This window comes from Xanthomonas sp. NCPPB 1068, assembly GCF_041479385.2.
In the GTDB taxonomy this organism is placed as follows: domain Bacteria; phylum Pseudomonadota; class Gammaproteobacteria; order Xanthomonadales; family Xanthomonadaceae; genus Xanthomonas; species Xanthomonas cannabis.
The window spans coordinates 3,377,298-3,397,037 of the sequence record NZ_CM192986.1 but is presented as its reverse complement, the minus strand read 5'-3'; the positions used below and the strand labels follow the sequence as shown (position 1 = coordinate 3,397,037).

Genomic DNA, 19,740 nt, shown 5'->3' with positions numbered 1-19,740 from the left:
CTGTGCAATGGCCGTCTCGAATGCCGCATTGCCGGTCGGCCCGCGCAGTCGCTTGCGCATACCTACCCGCATGGATCGTTGGCACGCGCGGGCACGGGCCCGGCCCTTCGAATCGATCAGTTAAACTTTGCCCCTTTCCGGGTTCCCAGTCCCGGGTCCCCGGTTCCGGCTCTCCCATGAACATCCTCGCATTCGAAACGTCCACCGAAGCCTGCTCCGTTGCGCTACATGTGGATGGCCGCGTGATCGAGCGTTTCGAACTGGCGCCACGCCGTCATGCCGAACTGGCACTGCCGTGGGCCGAGCAGCTGTTGGCCGAGGCCGGTATCGCGCGCCGCCAGCTCGATGCGATTGCGGTGGGCCGTGGCCCCGGTGCGTTCACCGGCGTGCGTCTGGCGATCGGCATCGCGCAAGGCATCGCCCTGGCGCTGGATCTGCCAGTGCTGGCCATCTCCACGCTGCAGGTGCTGGCCCTGCGCGCGCCGGCCAATGCACCGCATGTGCTGGCCTGCATCGACGCGCGCATGGGCGAGGTGTATGCCGGCGTGTTTGCGCGTAGTGGCGACACCTTGCTGGAACTGGCACCGGAAGTGGTGTGCGCACCGGACGCGCTCGTGCTGCCCGACAGCGCCGCGCGTATGGCCGGTGTCGGCACCGGTTTCGCCGCGGCCGACGCACTGCTGCAACAGCGTTTTGCGGCCCGCCTGACCAGTGTCGATGCCACCGCGCTGCCACGTGCGGCCGATCTGCTCACGCTCGCGGTGCCGGCGTTGCGGCGCGGCGAAGGCGTGGCGCCGGAGCGGGTGGAGCCGGCTTACCTGCGCGACAACGTCGCACTCACCCTGGTCGAGCAACAGGCCGCCCGCGCCGCCAAGGCGGCCGGCGCGACGCCATGACCGGCGCTGCACAACGCGCCCGTTTTCGCAGGTGCCTGCTCGGCCTGGCACTCGGCGATGCGCTGGGCGCCACGCTGGAATTCTGCGCGCCGGGTAGCTTCACGCCGATCGACCGCATGCGCGGCGGCGGCCCGTTCGCATTGCGCGCCGGGCAGCACCGTCACCCCATTCGCAGCGCGGCACCGTGCGCGCATCGATCAGGCGCGCACCGCCTCACCGGTCGTCGTGTAGCTCGCCACCGGGCAGGAACAGCCAGGTGCGGGTGACTTCCAGGATGTCCACGTCGTCCTTGGTCGTGGGAAGCGGCGGGAACGGCTGTGCCAGCTGCACCACGCGCAAGGCGGCATCGTCCAGCGCCGGCACGCCGCTGGAGATCAGCACGCGGCTGCTTTCCACGCTGCCGTCGCGGCGCACGCCCACGCTGATCACCACCTTACCGCCCAGCCGGCGGCGCCGCGCCTCGTCGGGGTAGTTCAGGTTGCCCACGCGCTCGGCACGGTCCACCCAGGCGCGCAGATAGTTGGCGTAGGCGTATTCGCGGGTACTGGCCGAGACGAACTTGCGGTTCGGGCGCTTGGCGTACTGCTCGGAGCGTAGATGCACTTCTGCTGCCAGCCGGGCCATTTCCGCATCGCGCTGCACGCGTTGTGCATCGGCCGGGGTGAGCGGGTCGGTCTGCGGATTCGGTTGCGGGTTCGGCACCGTCTGTTCGCCGCGGCGGCTGCTCACCACCCGGGTCTGGGTCGGCTCCGGCGCGTTCACGCTGGTGGCGCGTTGCGCCTGAGGGGCCAGGCCAGTACGGTCCTGCGGCACCACGCCGGGCTGGCTGTCGCGTGGGCGCTGCGCGGTGGCGTGGTCGCCGCCGCCCTGCTGGTTGGCCTGGGCCAGGAAGTCGGCCTGCTTGGGCGTCAGCGGCGTGCTGGTCTTGCTGAAGATCACATCCAGGGTCGGCACCAGCGGCGCGTCCTCGCTGACCGCAAAGCCCACGCCCAGGATCAGCGCGCCGTGCAGCAGCAACGAGATCACCAGCGTGGTGGTCAGCCGCCGGCGTTGGTCCATGGAAGCAGGCAGGGCCGCCGCCGTGCTCATTGCGCGGCGCCGGCCTCGATGGCGTCGAACAGCAGCCCGGCGATGTTCAGGCCGAACTGCGCATCCAGCTCGCGCACGCAGGTGGGGCTGGTGACGTTGACCTCGGTGAGGTAATCGCCGATCACGTCCAGGCCGACGAAGCGCATGCCGCGACGGCGCATTTCCGGGCCAACCTGCGCGGCGATCCAGCGGTCGCGCTCGGACAGCGGGCGGCCTTCGCCGCGTCCGCCGGCGGCCAGGTTGCCGCGGAACTCGTCGCCCTGCGGAATCCGCGCCAGGCAATAGTCCACCGGCACGCCGTCCACCAGCAGGATGCGCTTGTCGCCGGCGGTGATGTCGGGGATGAAGCGCTGCGCCAGGGTCAGCTTGCGGTTGCCGTCGGTCAGCGTTTCCAGGATCACGTTGAGGTTGGGGTCGCCGGTGCCGCTGCGGAAGATCGAGCGCCCGCCCATGCCGTCCAGCGGCTTGAGCACCGCCTGGCCGTGCTCCAGCACGAAGGCCTTGAGCGCGGCCGCGTCGCGGCTGACCAGGGTCGGCGGGCAGCACTGCGGAAACAGCAGCGCGGCCAGCTTCTCGTTGTAGTCGCGCAGGCCTTGCGGGTCGTTGACGATCTGCGCGCCGGCGCGCTGCGCCACGCTCAGCACCTGGGTGTCGTAGACGAACTCCGCATCCACCGGTGGGTCCTTGCGCATCAGCACCACCTGGCCGGGGCCGAATGCCAGTTCGGCGAACTCGCCCAGGGTGAACCAGCTGGTCTTGTCCTCGCGCACGCTCAGCGGCGCAACCTGCGCCACCGCGCGGCCTTCGCGCAGGCTGAGTCCGCCGGGGCGCACGTAATGCAGGCGATGCCCACGACGCTGGGCTTCCAGCAGCATGGCGAAGGTGGTGTCTTTTACGATCTTGATGGAGGCGATGGGATCCATCACCACAACGACGTCGAGCGACATGGGGCTAAACCTTTCGAACAGGCTGCCGATGGTAACTTCAAGCGGTGGGCGATGGCGTGCCTGGGCGGTCGCAGATGCGCGACTCGTCGGTTTGGACGCGCCCAGACGTGGTCGGAACGTCCGCCTGGCGGGGCCCCGGCAATGCGCCCTTGACAGTCGATGCGGGTCTTGGGATATACATGCAGTTTCGTAGCGACGTCGGAAGGGATGAAGCGTCGCGCGCCCGGGGATATTTGCATGAGTGAAAACATTGCTGCGGGTGGGGAACTCGCAGGACTGAAGGTGATGGTGATCGATGATTCGAAAACCATTCGCCGCACCGCCGAAACGCTGCTGAAGCGGGAAGGGTGTGAAGTAGTGACAGCAACGGATGGTTTCGAGGCACTGGCCAAAATTGCGGACCAGCAACCTCAGATCATTTTTGTCGACATCATGATGCCGCGCCTGGATGGGTACCAGACGTGCGCGTTGATCAAGGGCAACCAGCTCTTCAAGTCGACGCCGGTCATCATGTTGTCGTCCAAGGATGGCCTGTTCGACAAGGCACGCGGCCGCATCGTCGGTTCCGAGCAATATCTGACCAAGCCGTTCACCCGTGAAGAACTACTGAGCGCGATCCGCACGTACGTCCACGCCTGACCAGGGGGAAAGGCAACATGGCTCGAATTATATTGATCGAGGACTCGCCCACCGATCGGGCAGTCTTCAGTCAATGGCTGGAAAAAGCTGGCCATACGGTCGTCGCCACCGACAACGCCGAAGCGGGACTTGAGCTGGTTCGCAGCCAGGCGCCCGATCTGGTGCTGATGGATGTGGTGTTGCCCGGCATGAGCGGCTTCCAGGCAACGCGTGCACTTGCGCGCGACCAGGCCACCAAGGACATCCCGGTGCTGCTGGTCAGCACCAAGGGCATGGAAACCGACAAGGCCTGGGGTTTGCGACAAGGTGCCAGCGATTACATCGTCAAGCCGCCGCGCGAAGACGATCTGATCGCACGCATCAAACAACTGGTGCGTTGATGCGTTCTCCATTCGATATTCTCGAAGACTACGAGCGTCGTAGTCTTGCGCACGCCACGCCGCTGCCGGAACGTCAGTTCTCGGCCGATATCTGGCGCGGTGTGGGTTATCGCGTCGGTACCCGGCGCCTGGTCTCTGACTTCCGCGAGGTAGCGGAAATCGTGCCGATGCCGCCGGTCACCCCGGTGCCGGGCGCACAGCCCTGGCTGCTGGGCGTGGGCAACCTGCGCGGCAATCTGTTTCCGGTGATCGATCTGAAGCAGTTCCTGGAGGGCCGTCGCACGGTGCTGCAGGAAGGCCAACGCGTGCTGATCATGCGTCAGAGCGGCGGCGACGTCGCGCTGACCATCGATGAGCTCTACGGCCAGCGCAGTTTCGAACAGGCGCAGGCAGTCGAGCCCGGCGAGCTGGCCCAGGGCCGCTACGCCCACTTCATCGAGCGTGCCTTCCGCAACGAGACGCAGGACTGGGGTGTGTTCTCCCTGGCATTGCTGTCGCGCACTCCTGAATTCCGGCAGGCCGCGGCCTAAGCCGCGACCCCGCCACGTCATACAGATCGAGGTCGAACCATGAGTACCGCCCCGGACGCCCGCAAGACCAACAAGCTCGGCAGCGTCAGCACCAGCTTCTGGCTTGGCTTGCTGGTGTTGTCGATGATCGTGTTTGGCGCCAACACCGGCGTCGCCACCTGGCAGGGCAGCCGCCTGGCCGGTGCCGGCACCGGCGCGGCCGACCTGCAGGTGCTCTCGCAGCAGTTGGCCAACCAGGGCCGCGAAGCGGTGTCCGGCGACGCCAAGGCATTCGCCGCGTTCAAGGAGACCAAGGGCCGCATCGACAGCACGGTGAGCGAACTCGATGGCCGCTACGGCCAGGAAGGTTCGGTGGCCAGTTCGATGGCGCAGCTCAAGGCGACCTGGGTGCCGCTGAGCAAGAACGCCGATCAGGTCATCGCCAGCGAACCGGCGGTGCTCGGCCTGGCCGGCAACGCCGAACGCTTCTCCGGCAGCGTGCCGCAGCTGCAGGCGCAGTTGAACGAAGTGGTGCGCGCGATGACCGTCAGCGGCGCGCCCGCCGCGCAGATCTACAACACGCTGCAGCAGGTCGTGGTCGCCGGCACCATGGCGCGCCGGGTGACCGAAATGCGTGCCGGTGGCGCCAATGCGGCCGCCTCGGGCGACGCGCTGGCGCGTGACTCGGTGGTGTTCACGCAGATGCTGGACGGCCTGCGCGCAGGCAACGAAGAACTCGGCATCGCCGCGGTGCGCAACCCGGCCGCGCTGGCGGCGCTGGAGCAGTCGCAGGCGCAGTGGGCGACGATGAAGAAGGACATCGACGCCATCCTCGCCAGCTCGCGCAACCTGTTTGCCGCGCAGTCGTCGGCGGCCGCACTGACCGCCGGCTCGAACAAGATGCTCGACGACAGCAAGAAGCTGTTCGATGCGTTTTCGGCGTTCGGTTCGGTCCGCGACACCCGCCTGTTCCCGAATTTCTGGCTGGGCGTGGTGTCCGGCCTGGTCGCGTTGCTGGCCATCATCGGCTTCGTATGGAGCTCGGTGCGGGTACGCACCCGCGAGCAGGACGTGCGCTACCAGGCGCAGGTGGAATTCAACAGCCGCAACCAGCAGGCGATCATGCGCTTGCTGGACGAAATCAGCTCGCTCGGTGAGGGCGACCTGACCGTCAAGGCCTCGGTGACCGAGGACATGACCGGCGCGATTGCAGACGCCATCAACTACGCCGTGGACGAACTGCGCCACCTGGTGACCACCATCAACGACACCTCCGCCAAGGTGGCCGTGTCGACCCAGGAAACCCAGGCAACGGCCATGCAGCTGGCCGAAGCGGCCGGCCAGCAGGCCAACCAGATCACCACTGCGTCCGAGCGCATCAGCGAAATCGCTGCCAGCATCGAACAGGTCTCGCGCAACTCCACCGAGTCGGCCGAAGTGGCGCAGCGCTCGGTGGTCATCGCCGCCGAGGGTGCCGGCGTGGTGCGCGAGACGATCCAGGGCATGGACCAGATCCGTGACCAGATCCAGGAAACCTCCAAGCGCATCAAGCGCCTGGGCGAATCCTCGCAGGAGATCGGCTCGATCGTGGAACTGATCAACGACATTTCCGAGCAGACCAACATCCTGGCGCTCAACGCCGCGGTGCAGGCGGCATCCGCAGGCGAGGCCGGTCGCGGTTTCGCGGTGGTGGCCGACGAAGTGCAACGCCTGGCAGAGCGCACCTCGAGTGCGACCCGACGCATCGAAGGCCTGGTGCAGACCATTCAGGCCGATACCAACGAAGCGGTCAGCTCGATGGAACAGACCACCTCCGAAGTAGTGTCCGGTGCGCGCCTGGCCGAAGACGCCGGCACCGCGCTGACCGAAATCGAGCGCGTGTCCAACGCCTTGAACAACCTGATTAAGAACATCTCCATCGCGGCGCACCAGCAGTCGGCCGCGGCGACGGACATCACTCAGACCATGGGTGTGATCCGACAGATCACCAGCCAGACATCGCAGGGTGCGGAGCAGACGGCCGAGTCGATCGGCAACCTGGCCGAGCTTGCTGCCGATCTGCGCCGTTCGGTCGCCGACTTCAAGCTGCCGGCGTGACCACGACGCGGAACGGGAAAGGATCAGCAGATGGCGCGTAGTCGCATTACGTCGATGCAGGAAGTGACCGGTGACCGTAGCAGCGGTGAGCCGGCCGTTGTCAGGGGGCTGCAATGAGCGCGCTTCGCGATGCGATGAGCCACGCCGCACTGGGCTGGGTCAAGCCGGAGCTGGACGAGACCTTGCGCCAGGCGCGCAACGAGATCGAATACTTCGCCGAAGAACCGTCCGATACCAGCCGGATGCGCTTCTGCGCGGGCTATCTGCACCAGGTGCAGGGCACGCTGCGCATGGTGGAGCTGTATGCGCCGGCCATGGTGGCCGAAGAGCTCGAACTGCTGGCCCAGGCCGTGCAGGTCGGCGAAGTCGCCGACCGCGACGAAGCGTGCGCCATGCTGATGCGCGGCACCGTGCTGCTGCCCGATTATCTGGAGCGCCTGCAGAACGGCCACCGCGACATTCCGATCGTGCTGCTGCCGCTGCTCAATGAGATCCGCGCCACCCGTGGCCAGCCCGGCCTGAATGAAAGCGTGTTGTTCGCGTTCGACCCGCAGGCCGGTGTTGCCACCGAAGCCGAGCTGGATCACGCCCGCGGCAGCCTTTCCGGGCGTAACCGCGAGCTGCTCGACACCGTCGGCAGCGCGGTCAAGGAAGAACTGCTGCGCGTCAAGGACGCGCTGGACCTGCATCTGCGCACCGGTGGCGACATCGCCGAGCTGCAGACCCAGGTCAAGGATCTGGGCAGCGTTGCCGACACGCTGGGCATGATGGGCCTGGGCGTTGCGCGCAATGTCGTCGTGCAGCAGCGCGACGCGCTGGCGCGCGTGGTCGACGGCCAGGTGCAGATGGACGAAGGCGTGCTGCTGGATATCGCCGGCGCGCTGCTGTACGTGGATGCGTCGCTGGACGATCAGGTCGCCAGCCTTGGCGCCGATCTCGGCGATGGCAACGAAGCCAGCAACAGTGCCACCTCCTCGGAAGTGCGCCGCACCGTGGACGTGCTGGCGCAGGAAGCGATCGCCAACTTCGGTGCGGCGCGCGAACATTTCGTCGCCTTCATCGAAACCAATTGGGACCACGCGCGCCTGGCCGATGTGCCGCATCTGCTGGGCGAAGTCGGTGGCGCACTGCGCATTCTCGAATTGCCGCAGGCCGCCGATTACCTGGAAGGCGTGCGGCGCTATGTCGATCTGGAGTTGATCGGCAAGCAGCGCGTGCCCAGCGGCCGTCAGCTGGACACCCTGGCCGATGCGATGGCCAGCCTGGAGTACTACCTGGAAGCCCTGCGCGAGCGCCGTCCCGGCCGCGAGGAGATTCTGGACATCACCCGCAACAGCCTGGAAACGCTGCGGTATTGGCCTCTGCCGTCCGGGCAGCCGTCCGAATTGCCGGTCGGCACCGACCAGCCCGGCAGCGTTGCCGCATTGCAGCCGCTGGCAGCATCGCCTGCTGCGCATGCCGGCGCGCCGGCTGCGGCGGCCAACGATGCGGTGCCTGCCGCGTCGCTGGAATGGGCCAATGAAACCGTGGTCGAGACGCCGTTTGCCGCCAGTGTCGTGCACGACACCGGCGCAGCGGCCACCGATACGGTGTTCTCGTTCGACCCTGTCGCTGCGGAAGAAACCCGCTCCGGCCAGGCGCACGTGCCGTTTACGGTCGCACCGCTGGAATTGTCCGACGACGACGGTGCGCAGGCGCCGGGCGACTGGCACCTGGAGACCACCGGGCAGACGGCGCCGATTGCAAGCTCCGCCTTCGACCCGGTCTCGGCCGAGCAGGACAGCCACGTCGCGAGCGAGGCCGCGCAGGTCAGCTATACCGTCGACCTGAGTGCGCTGGAACAGGAGCAGGCCGCCGTCTCCGTGCCCGCCGACGAGGCACCGCTGCAGATCACGCACATCGATCTGCCGGGCGATGCCGACCAGGCCGACGCGCCGCTGGACTTCATTGCCGACAACCAGGCGCGTCGCGCGCAGGTCAGCATCGACGATGCGTTCTCGCCGCCGCCGAGTCCGCCGGTTGCACCGCCGGAACACGACGACCCGTTCGTCGAGTCCACCCCTGAGGCAGACGACGCACCGGCCGAAGCGAGCGCCGAGCAGACGCTCGCGCGGGTGCAGCAGGCCACGGTCAGCGAATTCGAGCTGGACGATGCCTCGGCCGCGTTCCTGGCCCGGCTCGACGCCGCTGCTGCGCAATTCGATGTGGAGCGGCCGCAGGATGCGCCCGTGCGCAACGACCAGGCTGCAGAGGTCGCGCCTGTCGCGTTCAGCGAGCCGGCTCCGGTGGCTGCCGATGCCGGCATTTTCGGCGGCTTCGGCGACAGCGATATCGATGACGACATCCGTGATGTCTTCCTTGAAGAGTTCGACGAGGAACTGGTCAACCTCGGGCAGTTGCTGCCCATCTGGCGCGCCGCCCCGAACAGCCCGGACAACCTGCGTCCGATCCGTCGCGTTTTCCACACGCTGAAGGGCAGTGGGCGACTGGTCGGTGCCAGCGTGCTCGGCGAGTTCAGCTGGAAGATCGAGAGCATGCTCAACCGCGTGCTCGACAATTCGCGCTCGGCCAGCCCGGCGGTCGTGGCGATGGTGGAACTGGCCTACGAGGTGCTGCCGCAGTTCAATGCCGCGCTGCGCGACCAGGGCCGCATCAGCGCGGATCTGCCTGAAATCCAGGCCATTGCCGAGCGCGTTGCAGCCGGCGAAGAGGTCTATTACGTGCCCGCACCGGCCACGCCGGCCGTGCCCGAGATCGCCCCGATCTCTGCACAGACCAGTGCGGTTGCTGCGAGCGGTGGCACGCCGGCCTCGGTGGACAGTGTGCTGCGCGAGATCCTCGAAGCCGAGGTCGCCACGCATCTGGACACGGTCAATGCCTGGCTGCAGGCCACCCGCGTCGCGCCGCAACTGGCGACCGAAGAATTGCTGCGCGCCGTGCACACCATGAGTGGCGCGTTTGCGATGACCGATGTGCCGGAAATCACCCTGGTGACCACGCCGGCCGAAAGCTACGTCAAGCGCCTGCTCGCTGCATCGGCCACACCGTCGTCCGAAGGCATCGACGCGATCGCGGCCACCGCCGCAGCCATCGCCACCACGGTCACTGCACTGCGCGCCGACGCGCCGTTGATCCCGTCGTTTGCGCCGTTGACCGAGCGCCTGCGCGCCCTGGTCGAGACGTTGCCGGAAGCGCAGTGGCCGCCGCAGGCGTTCCTGGAAGAGCTCGACGACCTCGATGCGACCAGCGACGCGGCTGCCGGGCACGCTGTGCCGGTCGAACTGACCGGCGTGGAAGATCTATCGCAGTACCTGGATTCCAGCGCACTGCCGCCCGAGACCGCCGCACCGACGCCCGATGCCGAAGACGCGCAGCCGCAGTCGGCCGATGCGCCGATCGCAGTGGACGAACTGGCCGAGGCTGAAGCCGAGCACGATTCGGCGCTTGCATTGGACGCGCCTGCACCGCACGCCGTCGACGATGCCGGTCACGCTGCGCCGCACGAACACGAACACGAACACGAACACGAACACGTCGACGCGACTACCGACGCTGCGCACGCAGCGAGCGATGATGCGCTGGTGCCGGTTGCCGATTCCGGGCAGCCTACCGATGCGCTGCATGGCGATGCCGCGCAGCACGAGCAGGCAGACCAGGCCGTAGCGCAGGGTGCCGACGCACACGACACGCCGGCCGACGAGCCGCTGGTCGAGGCCGACGCCTGGGATGCGACCGAGCTGCAACATGCGCAGACCGCGCCGCACGATCAAGCACCGGGCGAGCACGCTGCAGAGGCGCCGAGCGAGGCAGTTGTTGATGGTGTGTCCAGCGAGCACGACACTGATGCGACCAGCACGCAACCAGACAGCGTTGCGGTAGACGAGCTGGCCGACGCAGAAGCTGCGTTGGGCCAGGCGCAGACGCTGGCCACCGCAGATGCCGATGCCGAGCAGGCAATGGATGCGCAGGCCGCGCATGCGCAGACGCACGACGAGCACGCAGCAGCACGCCCGGACGACGCGGTCGAGACCATCGAAGCATTGGAAGCCGTGCACGCCGACGTTGCGTTGGACGCACAGCCGCAGGCAACCACCGCAGAAGACTGGACGCCGGAAACCGCGGCGCTGGACAGCGTGCCGTCCGACCAGGACGGCCACGCGGTCGATCAGGACGTGCACGCACAGGCCGACACGCAGGAATTGTCTGGCGAACAGCCGGCGGACGAGGCGTTGCAGCACAGCGATGCAGCACTGCCACATGCTGGTGAAACGCTTGCGGGCGAACAGCCGCATTCTGCGGACCTCGCGCAGTCTGACGAGCATGCAGCGGCGGCAGAACACGCGTCGACTCAGCACGCGGATGCGGACCAGGACGCGGCTTCGGACGCGCAGCAGTACGCAGGCGGGCAGATGCAGGCGGAGCAGCACGTCGATGCCGGCGAGCAGTCGCAGGCGGACACGTCTGCGCACGAACATGCGGCCGAAGCCGAGCAGACTGCCGCGCACCAGCACACCGACGTCGAGCAGTCCGAAGCACTGCACTCCGACGCCGAGCAGGCCGACGCGGAGCTTGCGCACGCCGAGTACGCACAGACTGCGCAGGCCGACGCCGACGCCCTGTCTGATCACACCATCGAATCGGTGCAGGCGTTCGAAATGGCGCATGCGGCCGACCAGGTCGAAGAGACAGGCGATCCGCAATCGGACACCGCGCCGGACCTGCACGACGCATGGGCTGTCAGCGCCGACGCTGCAGCACATGCCGACGCGGATGTAGCCGGGGACGTGGTTGCCGCGACCGGGAATGCAGCACATGCCGATCACACGGATGCCGGCGTCCACACCGACGCCGATCAGCATGCCGGCGCCGACGACGCTGCAGACCAGCACGCAGCCGCCAGCGCGCACGAGCCAACCGACCACAGCACCGTCGTGCCGGAAGACACCGCCGCCGCCTTCAGCGCACCGGTGGAAGATGCCGCACGCGTGGAGACCGCAGCCAACGACGTGGGCGCTGCGTTCGATATCGGCCCGCTCAACTTCGATCAGCTCGATGGCGAATTGGTCGATATCTTTGTCGAAGAAGGCCGCGATCTGCTGGACCATTGCGATGGTCTGATCGCCCGCATGCGCGAAGTGCCCGAAGACCGCGATGTCCTCAACGGACTGCAGCGCGATCTGCACACGCTCAAGGGCGGCGCGCGCATGGCCGGCATCAACGCGATCGGCGACCTGGGCCATGCGATCGAATCGCTGCTGGAAGCGGTGGCGGCCAACCGCACCGACATCGACCGCGATGACGTGCGCCTGTTCGAGCGTGGCTTCGACCGTCTGCATCAGCTGCTGACCCGTACCGGCATGCACCGCGCGGTGGCAATGCCGACCGACCTGGTGGAAGCCTTCGAAACCCGTACCCGTGGCCGTGATGCGGCCCCGCCCAGCGACGCCGATGTCCGCGCGATCGCCAAGGCGTCGGTGGAGCCGGCACCGTTGTCGGCGCCGATCCCGGTCGAAGGCCAGGCCGAAGAAGAGCTGATGCCGCGTACCCAGCAGGAACAGGTGCGCGTGCGCGCCGACCTGCTCGATCGCCTGGTCAATCACGCCGGCGAAGTGGCGATCTACCGCTCGCGTCTGGAACAGCAGATGGGCGCGTTCCGTGGTGCCATGGGCGAACTGGATCGCACCAATGCCCGTCTGCGCGACCAGCTGCGCCGACTGGATCTGGAAACCGAAGCGCAAATCGTGGCGCGTTACCAGCGCGAGCAGGACCAGGGCGATCGCACCTTCGATCCGCTGGAACTGGACCGCTTCTCCACCCTGCAGCAGCTCAGCCGTGCGCTGAACGAGTCGGCGGCCGACTTGGGCGGCTTGCAGGGCGTGCTGGAAGATCTCTCGCGTCAGTACGACGGCCTGCTGCAACAGCAGTCGCGCGTCAGCTCCGAGTTGCAGGACGGCCTGATGCGCGCGCGCATGGTGCCCTTCGATGGCCTGGTGCCGCGTTTGCGCCGTGTGGTGCGCCAGGCGGCCAGCGACACCGGCAAGCAGGTGCATCTGGTGCTGGAAGGCACCCAGGGCGAACTCGATCGCAACGTGCTCGATCGCATGGTCGCGCCGTTGGAACACATGCTGCGCAACTCGGTCGCGCATGGGCTGGAAAGCCCGGAACAACGTCGCGACGCGGGCAAGCCGGAAGAAGGCAGCATCGCGATCCGCCTGCGCCGCGAAGGCTCGGAAATCGTGCTGGAAGTGGCCGACGACGGCGCCGGGCTGGACCGCGAGGCGATCCGTCGCCGTGGCGAGCAGCGCGGCCTGATCGAACCCGGGCAGGAGCTCAGCGATGTCGAACTGGATGCATTGATCTTTGCCTCCGGCTTCAGCACCTCCGAGCAGGTCAGCCAGCTGGCGGGCCGTGGCGTGGGCATGGATGTGGTGCGCAACGAAGTGCGTCAGCTGGGCGGCTCGGTGGATATCCACTCGGTGCGTGGCCAGGGCGTCACCTTCACCTTGCGCCTGCCGCAGACGCTGGCGGTCACCCAGGCGGTGTTCGTGCGCATCGGCGAGACCACCTTTGCGGTGCCGGTGGCGTCGGTCAGCGGTATCGGCCGTATCTCGCGCACCCGCTACGAGTCGGGCGAGGGTGGTTACCACTACGCCGGCGAGGAGTACGTGCTGCACGATCTCGGCTCGCTGGTCGGCCAGGCCGCCGCGCGTGCCGATGGACAGGCGCAGGTGCCGTTGCTGCTGGTGCGTGCGGGCGATCTGCGCGCGGCGGTGGCGATCGACCAGGTGCTGGGCAACCGCGAAATCGTGGTCAAGCCGGTGGGCCTGCAAATTGCCTCGGTGCCGGGCATCTACGGCGCCACCATCACCGGCGATGGCCGCGTGGTGGTGATCCTGGACGTGGCACCGCTGGTGCGTCGCTACCTCAGCCAGCCGGCGCGTCCGGCGCTGGAAAGCCCCGCCGAAGCACAGCGGCAGGTGCCGTTGGTGATGGTGGTCGACGACTCGCTAACCATGCGCAAGGTCACCAGCCGCGTGCTGGAACGCCACAACCTGGACGTCACCACCGCCCGCGACGGTGTCGAGGCACTGGAATTGCTCGAAGAGCGCGTGCCCGACCTGATGCTGCTGGATATCGAAATGCCGCGCATGGACGGCTACGAGCTGGCGACCGCGATGCGCGCCGATCCGCGCTTCAAAGCGGTGCCGATCGTGATGATCACCTCGCGCAGTGGCGAGAAGCACCGCCAGCGCGCCTTCGAGATCGGCGTGCAGCGTTACCTGGGCAAGCCTTACCAAGAGTTGGATCTGATGCGAAACGTGTATGACCTGCTGGGGATCGCCCGTGTCCGAGACTAATGGCGCAATGGGAACTCCGGTTGCCCTGCTGGGCCGGCCCGGTCAGGCGCGCGAGCGCCTGCGCGAAGCGCTCGGCCTGGCCGGTGCGCAGGTGGTGCTGGAAGACGAACCGTCTGCAGTCGACGTGCAGATGCTGCGCGACGCCGAGCCGGTGGCGGTGCTGGTTGCACTGGAGCCGTCCATCGAAGACGCGCTCGAAGCGCTGGAGCCGGCCTTCAACATGCCCGGCGTGACGGTGATCTTCGACGAAGCCGAGCTCACCGTGCGGCGCGAAGGCTGGGAAGCGCAGCGCTGGGTGCGCCATCTGGCTGCCAAGCTGCACGGCCACGCCGACGTGCTGCCGCCGGGCACCGAAAGCGAGCCCTCGCTGCAGCCCGAGCCGGGCCTGGCGCTGGAACCACGCCAGCATTCGGACCTGCAGCTGGATCAGCATCTGGAAGCCGCCGCGCACGCATTCGAGAACATGCCGGGCGATGCGTTGTTTACTCGCACGGTCGCGCAGGCCGGGACCCCGGCCGCCGCCGACACGCCCGGCCTGACGCTGGGCGATTCCAGCACCTGGGGCCTGGTGGACGACGTCACCGTGGTGGTGCGCCCGCGCGCCGAGCTGGACGTTGCAGCCTTGTCGACCGGCGGATTGTCGCTGGTGGATCTGGAACACAGTGGCGAGGTGACCGGCGCGGTGCTGGTGATGGCCGGGATCGGCGGACCGGATGCGATCCGTCGCCTGCTGGCCGCGCTGCCGCCGCAGTTTCCACGCGCGGTGCTGGTGCGCATGACCCTCGATGGTGGCCAGTACGGCAACCTGGTGCGCCAGATGGGGCGCGTGTCGGCGCTGCCGGTGGAGCTGGGCGAGGCTGGCCAGGTGGTCGCCCCGGGCAAGGTCTATGTGCTGTCCGACGACGTCGGTGTGCAGCAGCACGCCGGCGCGCTGGCCTTCGTGGCGCACAGCGATGCTGCCGGGCTGATTGCCGCGCTGCCGCCCGGCGACAGTGCGGTGCTGCTGCTCAGCGGCGCCAACGAGGCGCTGGTGGACGCATCGTTGGCATTGGCCGGGCAGGGCGGCTGGCTGGCGGGTCAGTCCGCCGATGGCTGCTACGACCCGGCCGCTGCCGCGCGCCTGGCCCGGCAAGGCATCCTGACCGGCGATCCCGCGCAGTTGGCGCAGGCGTTGGCACAGCGTTGGCCGGCGTAAGCCGGGCGCTCCCTTTCAGATCGGAAACCTGCAATGAGCTACGCCAACAATGACGAAATCCGCGGCGTCCTGATTCAGGCCGGCACCGAACGCGTGCTGCTGCCCAACGCCACGGTGGCCGAGGTGATGTCGCGCGTGGCGGTCGAAGCGCTGCCGGACATGCCGCGCTGGGTGGTCGGGCGTATCGACTGGTACGGCTGGAAGGTGCCGCTGCTGTCGTTCGCGCGCTTCAGCGGCCTGGGCGATGAACCTACTGCGGTCAACAACAAGGTCATCGTGCTGAAGGCGCTGGGCGGCAATCCTGCGCTGCCGTATTTCGCCTTGCTGACGGCTTCGTTTCCGCAGCTGATCTCGGTGCCGCGCGACGGCCTGCTGGCCGACGCCTCGGAAGAGGCGCTGCCGGACGGCGTGCACATGCGCGTGCTGCTCGGCGAGCAAAGCGCGTTGCTGCCGAACCTGGATGCCATCGAGTGGCAGGTGGCGCAGGCGCTTGACTCGGCTGCTGCCGCCTAAGAGCGTCCAACAAGACCACGGCGCTCGCCGCCATGCGGGCGCGGCCGGCGCGTGGAGTGGGCATGGACCACGCGGACACGGCGGTCCTGTGCGCCGTGCGCACGTGGTTGGCGACGGCTGGCTGGGGTGTGTCGGGCACTCCAGGGTGGCAGGCAACAGCTCCGCACCACAGCTGCCAAGCCTGCGCAAACGCGGCCCGCAGCGGCCACGGCTCATCTGCACAGCGCGCCTGACGCATCGCCCTCGTGCCACGCTGGCCGGTGCTGACCAGGCGTTGCTGGCCACGCCGTTTGAAATCCGGATCGATACGGCGGGTGCATGTCGGCGCGCAGGCGTGTGCCCGGGTAGCCGGCGCAATGGCCGTGTCGTGGCCGCATCTACGGCGTGCTGCTTGGTGGATGGCCGGCTTCGTGGAGCAGATATCCAACACGCGAGCACGTGCCTGGGCGGGCGGCGCGATAGCCATATCGTGGCCGCATCTACGGCGGGCTGGTTGGTGGATGGCCGGCTTCGTGGGGCAGATATCCACACACCGGCGTATGCCTGGGTAGCCGGCGCAATGGCCGTGTCGTGGCCGCATCTACGGCGCGCTGGTTGGTGGATGGCCGGCTTCGTGGAGCAGATATCCAACACGCAGGCGCGTGCGTGGGTGGGCGGTGCGATGGCCGTGTCGTGGCCGCATCTGCAGCGTGCTGGTGGATGGATGCCGGGCGTCGTGGAGCAGACAGTCAACACGGGAGGGGGGCGGCCATGAGCCTGCCCGCTTTTCGCCCGGTGTGCCGCGACGATGGCGTGGTGCTCTCCGACCTGTCCGGTGTGGATCCGCTCGCCGTGGCCGGGTATCACGCACGTAACCGGGCGCACCTGGTCGAGGCGATGCCGTTGCGGCCGCCCGCGTTCTACACCGCCGAAGGGTGGCGCCGGATATGCAGTGCGTACCGCATGTCGGTGCCCGGCGAGCGCGAGTTGCAACTTGTCCTGCAGGCCGGGCAGGAGGTGATCGGCACGGTGGGGTTCACCCAGATCCAGCGGGGCGCATTTCAGGCCTGCCATCTCGGTTACGGGCTGGATGCCGGCTGGCAGGGGCGCGGTGTGATGCAGTGGGCGGCCACGCATGGCATCGCTTTCGTGTTCGGCCCGCTGGGGCTGCACCGGGTCATGGCGCAATACGTGCCGGACAATGTGCGTAGCGCCCAGGTACTGGCGCGGCTGGGCTTCCAGATCGAAGGCCGCGCGCGTCGCTACCTGCAGTTGAACGGCGTCTGGCGCGACCATGTGCTGACCAGCCTGTTGCGCGAGGATGCGGAGGGTGGCGAGGGCTGATGCGCGATGCGCTTCGTGCGACCGGCAGATCGCGCCGATGGCGCGGCTCCTCATGAGTCGTATCGGAAGTACTGCTTTGCGTTTCGCGTGTGCCGCGTGCGCTTGGGCAACTGCTTGGCTTTGATGACGAGGTGGCGCAGTGCGCCCGCGCAAGCGTGCGCAGGTCCGGCGAAGGTGCGTCGACGGCAGCCCAGACGGTGCGCTGCATCGTGATTCGGGCGCTGCATCCTGCGGGTGCCGCATCTCGGTGTGGTCGAACATAGACAGCCTGGTTGCAGCGATGCTGCGGCGACATCTACCAACTCGGGGTCACTGCGTCGCAATAACTGGATACGGCAGCGCTCCACGCATCGGTAGACGCATCGCGCTTGTCTGGCGCCACATTCGCGCAGCGCGCATATGCCCGTACCTGCGTCCGGTTGGACCAGGCGCGCTTATGGTTGCGCCGTGCTGATCACTTCGATGCGGACACGATCTGGCGGCAGGCGTGGTTCACGGATGACGTCCACCGGCGTGGACCAGTCGTGTTGTCGAGCTGCCGCGCGCAGTCGATCGAGCCACTGCCTGAAGGCCGTGGCCTCCGGCTCGCCCGTCCAGATGCGCAGTCGCGCGGGTGCACCTGGGTGGGTATGCAGATACTGGTCGACCCACGCATCCGGCGGCGCCGATAGCGCCACCAGCTGTGTCGATGTGCCCGGCGTGGGGACGCTGCTCTCAGTAGCGGCTGTCGTGGAGGCGCCGGCTGGCGCCGCCGGCTTGGCGGCAGCGGATGCTTTGGCATCTTCCCGAGCGCCCGGTTGCACCGCAGCGTCCTTCGGCACCGGCATGCGCTCGTGCGGCGCCGGCAGCGACAAGCGCCGCGCGTCCTGCAGTGCCTGCGGTGTGGTCGCGCCGTGCTGCGCGGAGGACACCAGCGTATTGGCGTCCATTGCCTGGGAGCGTTGCACATCGACGGCCGATGCCGCATTGCTCCGCGTGCCGACCGGCATCGGGGCTGCCTGGGGCGTCGCAGTACGCGGCGACGCCAGCGTGCCATCGGCCATCGACGCAGGCGCAACACCGTCGGTATTTGAAGACTGCCTCTGCTCGACTGTGGTGCTGGCGATCGGCGCTGGCGGTGCCGGCAGCGCTGGCGGCGCCAACGCAGCTGCAGGTGGCGGTGCAATCGGCGCGGGCGCGGCGGCAGGCGATGGGCGCGCGATGCCGATGGGCGCCGCGCGCGAAGCGGGTGCAGGCATCGGGGGGGATTCTGCAACCGCTGCGGGTGCAGGCATCGGCGGCGGTGCAGCCATCGGGGAAGGCGCAGGTTGGGGCATGCGCTCAACAGCCTCCCCCTGGTCTGGTGGCGCGGGCAGGCGCTGGCCTGTCGCAGGCTGCTTGCCGTCGGCTGCCGTCGCCGTTGCTCCGGTTTCGGTTTCGGCTTCGACTTGCGCTGAAGCCGGCGCCGGCTCGTACGCGTCGGCCGGGGCCTGCTGCGGCGCAGTTGACTGCCAGCGCAGGCCAACACCGACCACCAGCGTGACCGAGGCAGCCAGTGCCACTGCCGGCATCCACCGCTGGCGGCGCGCGCGACCCGGGGCATGGCCGTGCAGCGCAGCATGTGGCGGCGCGGCGCCACCGGGCGCCGCCGCTGGCGAGGTGAACGACGGCGTTGCCGCGGCCTGCGGCGGAGCCAGCGAAGCCGTGCGTGGCGAGCTATCGGACGACGCGCGATTCGCCGCCTGCTGTACACCGGCTGGCGCAGTGCCATCGCCGGCCGGTGTCTGGTCATCAACGCTGCCCTGCAACACCGGAGCCACAGGCATCGCGGCCGTGGGTGGCGACGGCGTGTGCTGCTGCAGCCACGCACGCGTGGTGTCGTGCAACGGGGCGCCCAAGGCCTGCGCTGCGTCTTCGCCGTCGCTCATGCGTGCTTGAATGGCTGCACGCTGTGCAGCCTGCGCCTGCTCGGCCTGCGCGGCTGCGGCAGCAAAGACGGCGTTCATCGATGCGGGCGGTTCGAACTGCAGGGTGCCGGGATCTTGCGCTGATCCAGATCCAGATCCAGATCCAGCGGCGCTGCGTGCACGGTCGGCATGCCTGGCGGCCTGCGCAAACCATGCCTGCATGCTGGCCGGCGGTGTATGGGTGGGCAGGGCACGCAGCAGCGTGGCCATGCCGTCTTCGCCCGCGATGAAACGTTCGACGACCGGCTTCATTGCGCGGCGTCCAGGCTCAGGCGCAGCTTGGCAAACGCATAGCGCAGCCGGCTCTTGACGGTTTCGAAGCCTTCGCCGACTACCTGCGCGATGTCTTCGACGGACAGGCCGGCGAAGAAGCGCAACACGATCACTTCGCGCTGCGCGTCGGGCAGCGCCATCACCGCGGTGCGCACGCGCTGTTGCTGCTGGCCGAGCATCGCCATCTGTTCGGTGGACAGGTCCTCGTCGGGCAGCTGAAGGTGGCTGTCCTCCAGCGGCACCGAGGTGGTGGTGTCGGCGCGACGGCGCGTATCGATCCAGGCATTGCGCGCGATCTGGAACAGGAAACTGGTGAATGCGGATGCGCCGGGGCGGTAATCGCTGCAACGGGTCATCAGCTTGACCCAGGTTTTCTGCGCAAGGTCTTCGGCCTCGCTCAGATTGCCTTCGCACAACCAGGCAAGAAAGTTGAACAAGGCGCGGTTGTGGCGCGTGAACAACTCGGTTGCCGGTTGTTCGACAAAGCCATTGGCGACGAGGAGCATGAGCTCCTCGTCGGGAAGATGCGCAAGATCGGCAGGGTGCATGCGCGCAGTATAGGCAAGCGCCGCGCG

13 protein-coding genes and 1 pseudogene are annotated in these 19,740 nt (G+C 67.9%); 10 read left to right on the top strand and 4 right to left on the bottom strand.

Annotated elements, in window-relative coordinates:
- The first annotated feature begins 176 nt into the window (after positions 1-176).
- Together tsaB and ACCQ12_RS14390 are read left to right on the top strand one after the other, a co-directional pair.
- Positions 177-896: a tRNA (adenosine(37)-N6)-threonylcarbamoyltransferase complex dimerization subunit type 1 TsaB gene (gene tsaB, locus ACCQ12_RS14395; RefSeq protein WP_372382031.1), complete on the top strand. Its 720-nt coding sequence runs from the start codon at positions 177-179 to the stop codon at positions 894-896.
- A pseudogene (locus tag ACCQ12_RS14390) lies at positions 893-1,108 on the top strand (ADP-ribosylglycohydrolase family protein); the annotation flags it as partial. The gene tsaB and the pseudogene ACCQ12_RS14390, both read left to right, overlap by 4 nt.
- A 1-nt stretch (position 1,109) precedes the next feature.
- Here the strand turns inward: ACCQ12_RS14390 and ACCQ12_RS14385 are convergent.
- Together ACCQ12_RS14385 and gshB are read right to left on the bottom strand one after the other, a co-directional pair.
- Positions 1,110-1,985, bottom strand: a complete 876-nt coding sequence (locus tag ACCQ12_RS14385) for a TonB family protein (RefSeq protein WP_372382030.1) — start codon at positions 1,983-1,985, stop codon at positions 1,110-1,112.
- Positions 1,982-2,932 (bottom strand): glutathione synthase, encoded by a 951-nt coding sequence (gene gshB, locus ACCQ12_RS14380; RefSeq protein WP_047697318.1) that lies wholly within the window; start codon positions 2,930-2,932, stop codon positions 1,982-1,984. Before gshB ends, ACCQ12_RS14385 begins: the two co-directional genes overlap by 4 nt.
- 237 nt (positions 2,933-3,169) lie before the next feature.
- Between gshB and pilG the strand changes: the two genes are divergently transcribed.
- From pilG to ACCQ12_RS14340, 8 genes are all read left to right on the top strand, one after another.
- The gene (pilG, locus tag ACCQ12_RS14375; RefSeq protein ID WP_005913706.1) at positions 3,170-3,571 is read left to right on the top strand and encodes a twitching motility response regulator PilG; all 402 of its coding nucleotides are present in this window, start codon (positions 3,170-3,172) and stop codon (positions 3,569-3,571) included.
- Between the two features lie 17 nt (positions 3,572-3,588).
- On the top strand, positions 3,589-3,951 hold the full coding sequence (locus tag ACCQ12_RS14370) for a response regulator (RefSeq protein ID WP_039413898.1): 363 nt from the start codon (positions 3,589-3,591) through the stop codon (positions 3,949-3,951).
- A complete protein-coding gene (locus ACCQ12_RS14365) occupies positions 3,951-4,481 on the top strand; it encodes a chemotaxis protein CheW (protein WP_039413900.1) in 531 nt (176 codons plus the stop codon). Before ACCQ12_RS14370 ends, ACCQ12_RS14365 begins: the two co-directional genes overlap by 1 nt.
- Before the next feature lie 39 nt (positions 4,482-4,520).
- The gene (locus ACCQ12_RS14360; protein WP_047697324.1) at positions 4,521-6,557 is read left to right on the top strand and encodes a methyl-accepting chemotaxis protein; all 2,037 of its coding nucleotides are present in this window, start codon (positions 4,521-4,523) and stop codon (positions 6,555-6,557) included.
- Between the two features lie 113 nt (positions 6,558-6,670).
- On the top strand, positions 6,671-13,915 hold the full coding sequence (locus tag ACCQ12_RS14355; RefSeq protein ID WP_506191663.1) for a hybrid sensor histidine kinase/response regulator: 7,245 nt from the start codon (positions 6,671-6,673) through the stop codon (positions 13,913-13,915).
- Positions 13,916-13,922: 7 nt separating this feature from the next.
- Entirely contained in the window at positions 13,923-15,110 is a 1,188-nt protein-coding gene (locus tag ACCQ12_RS14350; protein WP_372383625.1) for a chemotaxis protein CheB, read from the top strand.
- Between the two features lie 33 nt (positions 15,111-15,143).
- Positions 15,144-15,623 carry a chemotaxis protein CheW gene (locus tag ACCQ12_RS14345; protein WP_039412173.1) on the top strand — a complete coding sequence of 160 codons (480 nt, stop codon included), beginning with the start codon at positions 15,144-15,146 and terminating at the stop codon, positions 15,621-15,623.
- Positions 15,624-16,373: 750 nt separating this feature from the next.
- The gene (locus ACCQ12_RS14340; RefSeq protein WP_372382029.1) at positions 16,374-16,946 is read left to right on the top strand and encodes a GNAT family N-acetyltransferase; all 573 of its coding nucleotides are present in this window, start codon (positions 16,374-16,376) and stop codon (positions 16,944-16,946) included.
- A gap of 434 nt (positions 16,947-17,380) precedes the next feature.
- Here ACCQ12_RS14340 and ACCQ12_RS14335 read toward each other — a convergent pair whose 3' ends face one another.
- Both ACCQ12_RS14335 and ACCQ12_RS14330 read right to left on the bottom strand, forming a co-directional pair.
- On the bottom strand, positions 17,381-19,144 hold the full coding sequence (locus ACCQ12_RS14335; protein WP_372382028.1) for a hypothetical protein: 1,764 nt from the start codon (positions 19,142-19,144) through the stop codon (positions 17,381-17,383).
- Positions 19,141-19,713 carry a sigma-70 family RNA polymerase sigma factor gene (locus ACCQ12_RS14330; protein WP_166749515.1) on the bottom strand — a complete coding sequence of 191 codons (573 nt, stop codon included), beginning with the start codon at positions 19,711-19,713 and terminating at the stop codon, positions 19,141-19,143. Before ACCQ12_RS14330 ends, ACCQ12_RS14335 begins: the two co-directional genes overlap by 4 nt.
- Between the last annotated feature and the right edge of the window lie 27 nt (positions 19,714-19,740).